This window comes from Salmonella sp. GDC200615, from assembly GCF_050574145.1.
In the GTDB taxonomy this organism is placed as follows: Bacteria; Pseudomonadota; Gammaproteobacteria; order Enterobacterales; family Enterobacteriaceae; genus Salmonella; species Salmonella enterica.
Window position 1 is genome coordinate 321,943 of sequence record NZ_CP192247.1, and the last position, 13,177, is coordinate 335,119.

The following is a 13,177-nucleotide window of genomic DNA, read 5'->3' on the forward strand; positions in this document are numbered from 1 at the left end:
TTACCGATAACAGTTACCCGTAACAAATTTTGCAACTTGTAGAGTGGGGGCCCGCTTTGAGCACGACTAATCATGATCACCACGTTTACGTTCTGATGGGCGTATCAGGCAGCGGTAAATCCGCTGTCGCAAGCGCCGTGGCGCATCAGCTTCATGCCGCGTTTCTGGACGGCGATTTTCTGCATCCGCGCTGCAATATTGAAAAAATGGCTTCCGGCGAGCCGTTGAATGATGATGACCGCAAACCGTGGTTACAGGCGCTGAACGACGCCGCTTTCGCGATGCAGCGAACCAATAAAATCTCGCTGATCGTCTGTTCCGCACTGAAAAAACATTATCGTGACCTGCTGCGCGAGGGAAACCCGAACCTCTCCTTTATCTACCTGAAAGGTGATTTCGACGTCATTGAAAGCCGTCTGAAAGCGCGCAAAGGTCATTTCTTCAAAACCCAGATGCTGGTGACGCAGTTTGAAACGCTGCAAGAGCCGGGTGCCGACGAACGCGATGTTCTGGTGGTGGATATCGACCAGCCGCTGGAAGACGTCGTGGCGAGCACCATTGAGGTCATCAATAAAGGCAGTACGCTGTGAGTACATTAACACTGGTTTTAACCGCCGTCGGTTCCGTCTTACTGCTGCTGTTTCTCGTGATGAAGGCGCGTATGCACGCCTTCGTCGCGTTAATGGTCGTCTCAATGGGCGCGGGGCTTTTTTCAGGGATGCCGCTTGATAAAATCGCCGCGACCATGGAAAAAGGGATGGGCGGCACGCTGGGCTTCCTGGCGATTGTGGTCGCGCTGGGGGCGATGTTCGGCAAGATTCTGCATGAAACCGGCGCGGTCGATCAGATAGCCGTGAAAATGCTTAAATCCTTTGGTCATAACCGCGCGCACTATGCGATTGGCCTGGCCGGGCTGATTTGTGCGCTTCCGCTGTTCTTTGAAGTGGCGATTGTGCTGCTGATAAGTGTGGCATTCTCTATGGCGCGTCATACCGGCACAAACCTGGTGAAGCTGGTCATTCCGCTGTTTGCGGGCGTGGCGGCAGCCGCGGCGTTTTTGTTGCCTGGGCCTGCGCCGATGCTGCTGGCTTCCCAGATGCATGCTGATTTCGGCTGGATGATCCTGATTGGGCTGTGCGCCGCCATTCCTGGCATGATTATCGCCGGGCCGCTGTGGGGGAATTTTATCAGCCGTTATGTTGAGCTGCGTATTCCTGACGACATTACCGAGCCGCATCTGGGTGAAGGTAAAATGCCTTCTTTCGGCTTCAGCCTGTCGCTGATTCTGCTGCCGTTGGTGCTGGTAGGGCTGAAAACGATCGCCGCGCGTTTTGTGCCGGAAGGTTCCACCGCTTACGAATGGTTTGAGTTTATCGGTCACCCCTTCACTGCGATTCTGGTCGCTTGTCTGGTAGCGATTTACGGCCTGGCGATGCGCCAGGGGATGCCGAAAGACAAAGTGATGGAAATCTGCGGCCACGCGCTACAACCGGCGGGCATTATTCTGCTGGTGATTGGCGCAGGCGGGGTATTTAAACAGGTACTGGTTGACTCCGGCGTCGGCCCGGCGCTGGGCGAAGCGTTAACCGGCATGGGACTGCCGATTGCCATTACCTGCTTTGTGCTGGCGGCGGCGGTGCGCATCATTCAGGGTTCCGCGACCGTGGCGTGTTTAACCGCGGTCGGTCTGGTGATGCCGGTCATTGAGCAACTGAATTTCTCCGGCGCGCAGATGGCGGCGCTCTCTATCTGTATCGCCGGCGGTTCAATTGTGGTTTCTCATGTTAACGACGCCGGCTTCTGGCTGTTCGGTAAATTTACCGGCGCGACCGAAGCGCAGACGCTGAAGACCTGGACGATGATGGAAACTATCCTCGGCACGGTCGGCGCGATTGTCGGGATGATTGCTTTCCAACTGCTGAGCTGAGTCTTGTTGCCCGGTGGCGCTGTGCTTACCGGGCCTGGAAACGGGCACATATCGATACCGTAAGCCGGGTAAGGCGTAATCGCTACCCGGTTTTTTTATTGAGGTGTGCATGGCAATCGCCCAACGACATTTTGCCTCGCCATGTTTCAGTACGCGCATAAAAGCAGGCAAATTTCTACGCTGATCCATAATTAGGATCAATAAAACAGCGACGGAAATGATTCCCTTCCTAACGCAAATTCCCTGATAATCGCCACTGGACTTTCTGCTTGCGCGGTAAGGCAGGATAAGTCGCATTACTGATGGCTTCGCTATCATTGATTAATTTCACTTGCGACTTTGGCTGCTTTTTGTATGGTGAAGGATGCGCCACAGGATACTGGCGCGCATACACAGCACATCTCTTTGCAGGAAAAAAACGCTATGAAAAATGTTGGTTTTATCGGCTGGCGCGGAATGGTCGGCTCTGTTCTCATGCAACGCATGGTAGAGGAGCGCGATTTCGACGCTATTCGCCCTGTTTTCTTTTCTACCTCCCAGTTTGGACAGGCGGCGCCCACCTTCGGCGACACCTCCACCGGCACGCTACAGGACGCTTTTGATCTGGATGCGCTAAAAGCGCTCGATATCATCGTGACCTGCCAGGGCGGCGATTATACCAACGAAATTTATCCAAAGCTGCGCGAAAGCGGATGGCAGGGTTACTGGATTGACGCGGCTTCTACGCTGCGCATGAAAGATGATGCCATTATTATTCTCGACCCGGTTAACCAGGACGTGATTACCGACGGCCTGAACAATGGCGTGAAGACCTTTGTGGGCGGTAACTGTACCGTTAGCCTGATGTTGATGTCGCTGGGCGGTCTCTTTGCCCATAATCTCGTTGACTGGGTATCCGTCGCGACCTATCAGGCCGCCTCCGGCGGCGGCGCGCGCCATATGCGCGAGCTGTTAACCCAGATGGGTCAGTTGTATGGCCATGTCGCCGATGAACTGGCGACGCCGTCTTCCGCAATTCTTGATATTGAACGCAAAGTTACGGCATTGACCCGCAGCGGCGAGCTGCCGGTTGATAACTTTGGCGTACCGCTGGCGGGAAGCCTGATCCCCTGGATCGACAAACAGCTCGATAACGGCCAGAGCCGCGAAGAGTGGAAAGGCCAGGCGGAAACCAACAAGATTCTCAATACTGCCTCTGTGATTCCGGTTGATGGTTTGTGCGTGCGCGTCGGCGCGCTGCGCTGTCACAGCCAGGCGTTCACCATCAAGCTGAAAAAAGAGGTATCCATTCCGACGGTGGAAGAACTGCTGGCGGCACATAATCCGTGGGCGAAAGTGGTGCCGAACGATCGTGATATCACTATGCGCGAATTAACCCCGGCGGCGGTGACCGGCACGTTGACTACGCCGGTTGGTCGTCTGCGTAAGCTGAACATGGGGCCAGAGTTCTTGTCGGCGTTTACCGTAGGCGACCAGTTGTTATGGGGCGCCGCCGAGCCGCTGCGTCGAATGCTGCGCCAGTTGGCGTAGTAGCTATTGCAGCGCTTATCGGGCCTGCGTGTGGTTCTGTAGGCCGGATAAGGCGCGTCAGCGCCGCCATCCGGCGGGGAAATTTGTGTTAAACCAGGGGTGCATCGTCACCCTTTTTTTGCGTAATACAGGAGTAAACGCAGATGTTTCATTTTTATCAGGAGTTAAGCAGAGCATTGGCTATTCTTTAAGGGTAGCTTAATCCCACGGGTATTAAGCCTAACCTGAAGGTAGGACGACGCAGATAGGATGCACAGTGTGCTGCGCCGTTCAGGTCAAAGAAGTGTCACTACCTGATGTTGAATTCAGTGAGATGGAGTGACGCCACAAAACAGGATGACAAACCATGTCCAGTCGTATCGATAGAGACGTGATTAATGCGCTAATTGCAGGACATTTTGCGGACCCTTTCTCCGTACTCGGAATGCACCAGACCCAAGCCGGACTAGAAGTCCGCGCCCTATTACCTGACGCCACCGACGTATGGGTGATTGAACCCAAAACCGGACGTAAAGTCGGCAAACTGGAATGTCTCGACGCTCGCGGTTTTTTCTGCGGCGTTTTACCCCGACGTAAAAATTTCTTTCGCTATCAGCTCGCCGTGACCTGGCACGGACAGCAGAACCTCATCGACGATCCTTACCGTTTTGGTCCATTAATACAGGAAATGGATGCCTGGCTATTGTCGGAAGGCACCCACCTGCGTCCTTATGAAACGCTGGGCGCGCACGCCGATACGATGGATGGCGTCACCGGCACCCGTTTCTCCGTTTGGGCGCCTAATGCTCGTCGCGTTTCGGTTGTCGGGCAATTCAACTATTGGGATGGGCGTCGCCACCCGATGCGTCTGCGCAAAGAGAGCGGTATTTGGGAGCTGTTTATCCCCGGCGCGCATAATGGACAACTGTATAAATTCGAGCTGCTTGATGCGAACGGTAATCTGCGCATTAAAGCCGATCCCTATGCTTTTGAGGCGCAGATGCGTCCGGAAACGGCGTCGATGATTTGCGGACTGCCGGAGAAAGTGACGCCAAGCGAAGAACGACAAAAAGCCAATCAGTTTGATGCGCCGATCTCGATTTATGAGGTGCATTTAGGTTCATGGCGCCGCCATACGGATAACAATTTCTGGCTGAGCTATCGTGAGCTGGCGGATCAGCTTGTGCCTTACGCCAAATGGATGGGCTTTACGCACCTTGAACTCTTGCCGGTCAACGAACATCCGTTTGACGGCAGTTGGGGCTACCAGCCGACCGGCCTCTACGCGCCGACCCGCCGCTTTGGTACGCGGGACGACTTCCGCTATTTCATCAATGCGGCCCATGCGGCGGGCCTTAACGTCATTCTCGACTGGGTGCCGGGCCATTTCCCGTCCGATGAATTTAGCCTCGCGGAGTTTGACGGCACCCACCTCTATGAGCACAGCGACCCGCGCGAGGGCTATCACCAGGACTGGAATACGCTGATCTACAACTATGGTCGTCGTGAAGTCAGTAATTATCTGGTGGGTAACGCCCTGTACTGGATGGAGCGTTTTGGGATTGATGCGCTGCGTGTCGATGCGGTGGCCTCTATGATCTACCGCGACTACAGCCGCAAAGAGGGCGAGTGGATACCGAACGAGTTCGGCGGTCGTGAAAACCTGGAAGCCATTGAGTTTCTGCGCAATACCAACCGCATTATTGGCGAGCAGGTGCCCGGCGCGGTCAGCATGGCGGAAGAGTCGACAGACTTCTCTGGCGTGACGCGTCCACCGGAAACGGGCGGCCTGGGGTTCTGGTACAAGTGGAACCTGGGCTGGATGCACGACACGCTGGACTACATGAAGCTGGACCCGGTGTACCGCCAGTATCATCACGACAAGCTGACCTTTGGTATGTTGTACAACCATACCGAAAACTTTGTTCTGCCGCTGTCGCACGATGAGGTGGTTCACGGCAAGAAATCCATTCTCGATCGTATGCCGGGCGATGCGTGGCAAAAATTCGCCAACCTGCGCGCCTATTATGGCTGGATGTGGGCCTTCCCCGGCAAGAAACTGCTGTTTATGGGGAATGAGTTTGCCCAGGGACGCGAGTGGAACCATGACGCCAGCCTCGACTGGCACCTGCTGGAGGGGGCGATAACTGGCACCACGGGGTTCAGCGTCTGGTGCGCGATCTCAACCACACCTATCGCCACCATAAAGCGTTGCATGAGCTGGATTTTGATGCTTACGGCTTTGAGTGGCTGGTGGTCGATGACAATGAACGCTCGGTACTGATTTTTGTACGCCGTGATAAAGCCGGTAACGAGATCATCGTCGCCAGCAACTTTACGCCCGTTCCTCGCCACGACTACCGCTTTGGCATCAACCAGCCGGGACGCTGGCGTGAAATTCTCAATACTGATTCGATGCATTATCACGGTAGCAACACCGGCAATGGCGGCGTGGTGCACAGCGATGAGATCGAAAGCCATGGCCGTCAGCACTCTCTTAACCTGACGTTACCGCCGTTGGCGACGATCTGGCTGATGCGGGAGGGGGAATGACGCAGCTTGCGATCGGCGAAGCAACGCCGCATGGCGCAACGTATGACGGTCATGGCGTGAATTTCACGCTCTTTTCCGCCCATGCGGAGCGCGTAGAGCTGTGCGTTTTTGATTCCCGAGGGAATGAGCGTCGCTATGACCTGCCAGGACGTCGCGGCGATGTCTGGCATGGTTATCTGGCCGGCGCCAGGCCAGGTTTGCGCTATGGCTATCGCGTACATGGCCCGTGGCAGCCAGCGCAGGGGCATCGGTTTAATCCGGCGAAGTTACTGCTTGATCCTTATGCGCGCCGGGTCGAGGGCGAACTAAAAGATCATCCGCTGTTGCACGGCGGACACGATGAACCGGACTACCGCGATAACGCGGCGGTGGCGCCGAAAAGTGTGGTAATCAGCGACCATTATGACTGGGAAGATGACGCCGCGCCGCGCACGCCGTGGGGAAAAACGGTCATCTATGAAGCGCATGTCAAAGGGCTTACCTATCTGCATCCGGAACTCCCCCAGGAGATACGCGGCACCTATAAAGCGCTCGGTCATCCGGTCATAGTGGCGTACTTCAAACAGCTTGGCATTACGGCGCTGGAACTGTTGCCGGTGGCGCAGTTTGCCAGCGAGCCGCGCCTGCAACGTATGGGGCTGACCAATTATTGGGGTTATAACCCGATGGCGATGTTCGCGCTGCATCCCGCCTGGGCCAGTTCGCCCGAGATGGCGCTGGACGAGTTTCGCGATGCGGTGAAAGCGCTGCATCGCGCGGGGATTGAGGTCATTCTGGACATCGTATTAAACCATAGCGCCGAGCTGGATCTGGACGGTCCAACCTTCTCCCTGCGCGGAATTGATAACCGTAGCTATTATTGGATAAGGGACGATGGCGATTATCACAACTGGACGGGGTGCGGCAACACGCTCAATTTAAGCCATCCCGGCGTGGTGGAATACGCGTGCGAGTGTTTGCGCTATTGGGTGGAAACCTGTCATGTCGATGGTTTTCGTTTTGATTTGGCGTCCGTCATGGGGCGCACGCCGACGTTTCGCCAGGATGCGCCGCTGTTTGCCGCGATTAAAGCGTGTCCTGTGTTATCAACGGTCAAGCTGATTGCTGAACCGTGGGATATTGGCGAGGGCGGCTATCAGGTCGGGAATTTTCCGCCACCGTTTGCCGAGTGGAACGATCATTTTCGCGATGCGGCCCGCCGATTCTGGTTGCCGCGTAACCTGACGACCGGGGAGTTTGCCTGTCGTTTCGCCGCTTCCAGCGATGTGTTTAAACGCAATGGCCGCGCGCCCGGCGCCTCTGTCAATCTGCTCACGGCGCATGACGGTTTTACGCTCCGGGACTGCGTCTGTTTCAATCAGAAACACAATGAGGCGAACGGTGAGGAAAATCGCGACGGCACCAACAGCAATTACAGCGACAATCATGGTAAAGAAGGATTAGGCGGTCCGCTTGATTTAATGGAGCGGCGGCGCGACAGCATTCATGCCCTGCTGGCGACGCTACTGCTCTCTCAGGGAACGCCGATGCTGCTGGCAGGCGATGAACACGGCCATAGCCAGCACGGCAACAATAACGCCTACTGTCAGGATAATGCCTTAACCTGGCTGGACTGGCAGCAGGCAAATCGTGGGTTAACCACGTTTACCGCCGCGCTGATTCGTTTGCGTCAGCAGATACCGGCTTTAACCGGCAATAGCTGGTGGGAAGAGGGCGATGGCAACGTGCGTTGGCTGAATAAAAACGCGTAACCCTTGAGTGCGGATGAGTGGCAAAACGGGCCTAAGCTGATGCAAATTCTGTTGTCGGACCGTTTTCTGATTGCGATAAATGCCACGCTTGAGGTGACAGATATAGTTTTACCCGAAGGGGAATGGCGCGCCGTTCCCCCATTCGCTGGAGAGGATAATCCGGTGATAACGGCGGTCTGGCAGGGACCTGCGCATGGACTGTGTGTGTTCCAGAGAGGATAAAAAAGGAGTTAATCATGGTGAGTTTAGAGAAGAACGATCGTGTAATGTTGGCGCGCCAGCTGCCATTGAAATCTGTTGCCCTAATCCTGGCCGGCGGCCGTGGCACGCGTCTAAAAGATTTAACGAACAAACGCGCCAAACCAGCCGTCCACTTTGGTGGGAAGTTCCGCATCATCGATTTCGCCTTATCTAATTGTCTGAACTCCGGGATTCGCCGTATCGGCGTGATCACTCAGTATCAGTCCCATACGCTGGTGCAGCATATTCAGCGCGGCTGGTCACTGTTTAGCGAAGAGATGAACGAATTTGTCGATCTGCTGCCAGCTCAACAGCGTATGAAGGGCGAAAACTGGTATCGCGGCACGGCAGACGCGGTGACCCAGAACCTGGATATTATTCGTCGCTATAAAGCGGAATATGTCGTCATCCTGGCAGGCGATCATATCTACAAGCAGGACTACTCGCGTATGTTGATCGATCACGTTGAAAAGGGCGCGCGTTGCACGGTGGCCTGTATGCCGGTGCCGATCAAAGAGGCGACGGCGTTCGGCGTGATGGCGGTCGATGAAAGCGACAAGATTATTGATTTTGTCGAAAAACCGGCGAATCCCCCCGCAATGCCTGGTGACGCCAGCAAATCGCTGGCCAGTATGGGCATTTACGTTTTTGACGCCGATTACCTGTATGAATTGCTGGCGGCAGACGATAAAGATGACGCTTCCAGCCACGATTTCGGTAAAGACATTATCCCCAAAATCACCCGCGAAGGTATGGCTTACGCGCATCCTTTCCCGCTCTCCTGCGTGCAGTCCGATCCGCAAGCCGAACCGTACTGGCGCGATGTAGGTACGCTGGAAGCTTACTGGAAGGCGAACCTGGATTTAGCCTCGGTGACGCCGGAGCTGGATATGTATGACCAGAACTGGCCTATCCGTACGCATATGGAATCGCTACCGCCTGCGAAATTCGTGCAGGACCGCTCCGGTAGCCACGGTATGACGCTGAACTCGCTGGTCTCCGGCGGCTGCATTATCTCCGGTTCGGTGGTGGTGCAATCTGTGCTCTTCCCACGGGTGAGAATAAATTCTTTTTGTAATATTGATTCGGCAGTGTTGTTACCTGAGGTTTGGGTAGGGCGCTCCTGCCGTTTACGTCGCTGTGTTATTGACCGTGCCTGTATTATCCCGGAAGGCATGGTGATTGGTGAAAATGCGGAAGAGGACGCTCGTCGTTTCTACCGTTCAGAAGAAGGTATTGTACTGGTCACGCGTGAAATGCTGCGCAAACTGCAGGTCAAACAGGAGCGATAATGCAGGTTTTACATGTATGTTCAGAGATGTTCCCCCTGCTGAAGACTGGGGGGCTGGCGGATGTGATAGGCGCGTTGCCTGCGGCACAAATTGCGGATGGTGTTGATGTTCGCGTTCTGCTTCCAGGGTTTCCCGATATCCGTCGGGGGATACCCGACGCGCATGTGGTGAGCCGCCGCGATACTTTCGCAGGTAAGATATCGCTGCTGTTCGGGCATTATAACGGCGTGGGCATTTATCTGATCGACGCGCCGCATCTGTACGAGCGTCTAGGCAGTCCCTATCACGATACGAATTTATATGCCTATACCGATAACGTGCTGCGCTTTGCCCTGTTAGGGTGGGTCGGCTGTGAAATGGCCTGCGGACTTGATCCATTCTGGCGCCCCGACGTGGTGCACGCCCATGACTGGCACGCCGGGCTGGCGCCCGCCTATCTGGCGGCGCGCGGGCGGCCGGCGAAATCGGTCTTTACCGTACACAACCTGGCCTATCAAGGCATGTTTTATGCAAAGCATATGGATGACATCGAACTGCCGTGGTCATTCTTTAATATGCATGGGCTGGAGTTCAACGGACAACTCTCCTTTTTGAAGGCCGGTTTGTACTATGCCGACCATATTACGGCGGTGAGCCCGACCTATGCGCGTGAAATTACCGAACCGCAGTTTGCTTATGGTATGGAAGGCCTGCTGCGTCAGCGTCATCTGGAAGGGCGCTTGTCCGGCATACTGAACGGCGTGGATGAGAAGATCTGGAACCCGGAATCCGATCTGCTGCTGGCGTCGCGCTACACGCGCGATACCCTGGAAGAGAAGGCGGAAAACAAACGTCAGCTACAAATTGCGATGGGGTTGAAGGTTAACGACAAAGTGCCGCTGTTCGCCGTGGTAAGCCGTCTGACCAACCAGAAAGGTCTGGATCTGGTGCTGGAGGCGTTACCGGGGCTGCTGGAGCAGGGCGGGCAGTTGGCGCTACTCGGCGCGGGCGATCCGGTGCTTCAGGAAGGGTTCCTCGCGGCGGCGGCGGAACACCCAGGGCAGGTTGGCGTACAGATCGGCTATCACGAAGCTTTCTCGCATCGCATTATGGGCGGCGCGGACGTTATTCTGGTGCCCAGTCGTTTCGAACCGTGCGGCTTAACGCAGTTATATGGCTTAAAGTATGGCACGCTGCCTCTGGTGCGGCGTACCGGGGGGTTGGCCGATACGGTCTCCGACAGTTCGTTGGAAAATCTGGCGGACGGTATCGCCAGCGGTTTTGTCTTCGAAGACAGTAATGCCTGGTCGTTGCTACGCGCGATTCGGCGTGCTTTTGTGTTGTGGTCACGGCCTTCGCTTTGGCGGTTTGTACAACGGCAGGCGATGGATTTTAGCTGGCAAGTTGCCGCGAAATCATACCGCGAGCTGTACTATCGCTTGAAATAGTCATCCAGGAATCATTTATATGAATGCTCCGTTTACTTATGCATCGCCCACACTCAGCGTTGAGGCGCTTAAGCATTCTATTGCCTATAAGCTGATGTTTACGATTGGTAAAGACCCGGTCATTGCCAATAAACACGAATGGCTGAACGCCACGTTGTTCGCGGTGCGCGATCGTCTGGTGGAGCGCTGGCTGCGTTCTAATCGAGCCCAATTATCGCAGGAAACCCGGCAGGTTTATTACCTGTCGATGGAGTTTTTGATTGGTCGTACTCTCTCTAACGCGCTGCTCTCGTTGGGCATTTATGACGACGTTAAAGGCGCGCTGGAGGCCATGGGCTTAGATCTCGAAGAGCTGATCGATGAAGAGAATGACCCAGGGCTTGGCAACGGCGGCTTAGGACGGCTGGCGGCTTGCTTCCTGGACTCGCTGGCGACGCTAGGATTACCGGGCCGCGGGTACGGCATTCGCTACGATTACGGCATGTTTAAGCAGAATATTGTCGACGGGCGGCAAAAAGAGTCTCCGGATTACTGGCTGGAATATGGCAACCCGTGGGAGTTCAAGCGCCACAATACACGCTATAAGGTGCTTTTTGGCGGGCGCATTCAGCAGGAAGGTAAAAAAGCGCGCTGGATTGAGACGGAAGAGATTCTGGCCGTCGCGTATGATCAGATCATCCCCGGTTACGACACCGACGCCACTAACACACTGCGGCTGTGGAATGCGCAGGCCAGTAGTGAAATCAACCTCGGTAAATTCAACCAGGGCGACTACTTTGCGGCGGTGGAAGATAAAAACCACTCTGAGAACGTTTCACGGGTGCTCTACCCGGACGATTCCACCTATTCCGGACGAGAGCTACGCCTGCGCCAGGAGTATTTTCTGGTCTCGGCGACGGTGCAGGATATCCTGCACCGTCATTATCAACTGCATAAAACCTATGAGAATCTGGCGGATAAAATCGCCATTCACCTCAATGATACGCATCCGGTGCTGTCAATTCCTGAGCTGATGCGCCTGCTGATTGATGAACATAAATTTAGCTGGGACGACGCGTTTGAGGTGTGCTGTCAGGTCTTCTCTTACACCAACCATACGTTGATGAGCGAGGCGCTGGAAACCTGGCCCGTCGATATGCTGGGGAAAATTCTGCCCCGTCACCTGCAGATTATCTTCGAGATTAACGACTATTTCCTTAAAACGTTGCAGGAGCAATATCCCAACGATACCAGCCTGCTTGGACGCGCGTCGATTATTGATGAGTCGAACGGCCGCCGGGTACGGATGGCCTGGCTGGCGGTGGTGGTCAGCCATAAAGTCAACGGCGTTTCTGAACTCCATTCCAACCTGATGGTGCAGTCGCTGTTCGCGGATTTTGCGAAGATTTTTCCGACCCGTTTTTGTAACGTCACTAACGGCGTTACGCCGCGCCGCTGGCTGGCGCTGGCAAACCCGTCGCTTTCTGACGTGCTGGATGAGAATATTGGTCGTACCTGGCGTACCGATCTTAGTCAGCTCAGCGAGCTGAAGCAGCATTGTGATTATCCGCTGGTCAATCATGCGGTGCGTCAGGCGAAGCTGGAAAATAAAAAACGGCTGGCGGTAGTGATAGCGCAACAACTGAATGTGGTGGTGAACCCTAAAGCGTTATTCGACGTGCAGATTAAGCGTATTCACGAATACAAGCGGCAGTTGATGAACGTACTGCATGTCATTACCCGCTATAACCGCATTAAAGAAAATCCGGAGGCCGACTGGGTGCCGCGGGTGAATATTTTTGCCGGTAAGGCGGCTTCCGCCTATTACATGGCAAAACACATTATTCATCTGATCAACGACGTGGCGAAAGTGATTAACAACGATCCGCAGATTGGCGACAAGCTGAAAGTAGTGTTTATCCCGAACTACAGCGTCAGCCTGGCGCAGGTGATCATTCCCGCTGCCGACCTGTCTGAGCAGATTTCGCTGGCAGGGACAGAAGCTTCCGGCACCAGTAATATGAAATTTGCCCTGAACGGCGCGCTCACCATTGGCACGCTGGATGGCGCGAACGTAGAGATGCAGGAGCATGTCGGCGAGGAGAATATCTTTATCTTCGGTAATACTGCAGAAGAGGTGGAAGCGTTGCGCAGGCAGGGTTATAAGCCTCGCGACTATTATGAAAAAGATGAAGAGCTACATCAGGTACTGACGCAGATTGGTAGCGGCGTCTTTAATCCGGAAGAGCCAGGCCGTTACCGCGATCTGGTAGATTCGCTGATTAACTTTGGCGATCACTATCAGGTGCTGGCGGACTACCGCAGCTACGTGGACTGCCAGGATAAGGTGGATGAGTTGTATCGTCGCCCGGAAGAATGGACGACGAAAGCGATGCTCAACATTGCCAATATGGGCTACTTCTCATCGGACAGAACCATCAAAGAGTATGCCGAAAATATCTGGCATATTGATCCGGTGCGGTTGTAGCGGTTTAACGC

6 protein-coding genes and 3 pseudogenes are annotated in these 13,177 nt (G+C 54.8%); 8 read left to right on the plus strand and 1 reads right to left on the minus strand.

Annotation, left to right across the window (positions count from 1 at the left end; all coding sequences use genetic code 11):
- The first annotated feature begins 56 nt into the window (after positions 1 to 56).
- Positions 57 to 590, plus strand: a complete 534-nt coding sequence (gntK, locus tag ACQ29O_RS01485) for a gluconokinase (RefSeq protein WP_000108340.1) — start codon at positions 57 to 59, stop codon at positions 588 to 590.
- A complete protein-coding gene (gene gntU / locus ACQ29O_RS01490; RefSeq protein WP_000105950.1) occupies positions 587 to 1,927 on the plus strand; it encodes a gluconate transporter in 1,341 nt (446 codons plus the stop codon). Before gntK ends, gntU begins: the two co-directional genes overlap by 4 nt.
- Here the strand turns inward: gntU and ACQ29O_RS01495 are convergent.
- Positions 1,850 to 2,224, minus strand: a pseudogene (locus ACQ29O_RS01495) (MarC family protein); the annotation flags it as partial. The gene gntU and the pseudogene ACQ29O_RS01495 sit on opposite strands and share 78 nt — an antisense overlap.
- Before the next feature lie 126 nt (positions 2,225 to 2,350).
- On the opposite strand from ACQ29O_RS01495, the gene asd reads away from it, so the two are divergent.
- From asd to glgP, 6 genes and pseudogenes are all read left to right on the plus strand, one after another.
- Positions 2,351 to 3,457, plus strand: a complete 1,107-nt coding sequence (gene asd, locus ACQ29O_RS01500; RefSeq protein ID WP_000799940.1) for an aspartate-semialdehyde dehydrogenase — start codon at positions 2,351 to 2,353, stop codon at positions 3,455 to 3,457.
- A gap of 346 nt (positions 3,458 to 3,803) precedes the next feature.
- Positions 3,804 to 5,989, plus strand: a pseudogene (gene glgB / locus ACQ29O_RS01505) (1,4-alpha-glucan branching enzyme).
- Positions 5,986 to 7,962 (plus strand): annotated as a pseudogene (gene glgX / locus ACQ29O_RS01510) (glycogen debranching protein GlgX). Before glgB ends, glgX begins: the two co-directional pseudogenes overlap by 4 nt.
- 14 nt (positions 7,963 to 7,976) lie before the next feature.
- A complete protein-coding gene (gene glgC, locus ACQ29O_RS01515) occupies positions 7,977 to 9,272 on the plus strand; it encodes a glucose-1-phosphate adenylyltransferase (RefSeq protein ID WP_000253995.1) in 1,296 nt (431 codons plus the stop codon).
- Positions 9,272 to 10,699, plus strand: a complete 1,428-nt coding sequence (gene glgA, locus ACQ29O_RS01520; RefSeq protein ID WP_253336157.1) for a glycogen synthase GlgA — start codon at positions 9,272 to 9,274, stop codon at positions 10,697 to 10,699. The genes glgC and glgA overlap by 1 nt, the downstream gene beginning before the upstream one ends.
- A gap of 19 nt (positions 10,700 to 10,718) precedes the next feature.
- Positions 10,719 to 13,166 carry a glycogen phosphorylase gene (gene glgP / locus ACQ29O_RS01525; protein ID WP_000993427.1) on the plus strand — a complete coding sequence of 816 codons (2,448 nt, stop codon included), beginning with the start codon at positions 10,719 to 10,721 and terminating at the stop codon, positions 13,164 to 13,166.
- Positions 13,167 to 13,177: the final 11 nt, after the last annotated feature.

Coding starts and splice junctions, on each gene's coding strand:
- asd (WP_000799940.1), top strand. CDS start 2,351: ATGAAAAATGTTGGTTTTATCGGCTGGCGCGGAATGGTCGGCTCTGTT.
- glgC (WP_000253995.1), top strand. CDS start 7,977: ATGGTGAGTTTAGAGAAGAACGATCGTGTAATGTTGGCGCGCCAGCTG.
- glgA (WP_253336157.1), top strand. CDS start 9,272: ATGCAGGTTTTACATGTATGTTCAGAGATGTTCCCCCTGCTGAAGACT.
- glgP (WP_000993427.1), top strand. CDS start 10,719: ATGAATGCTCCGTTTACTTATGCATCGCCCACACTCAGCGTTGAGGCG.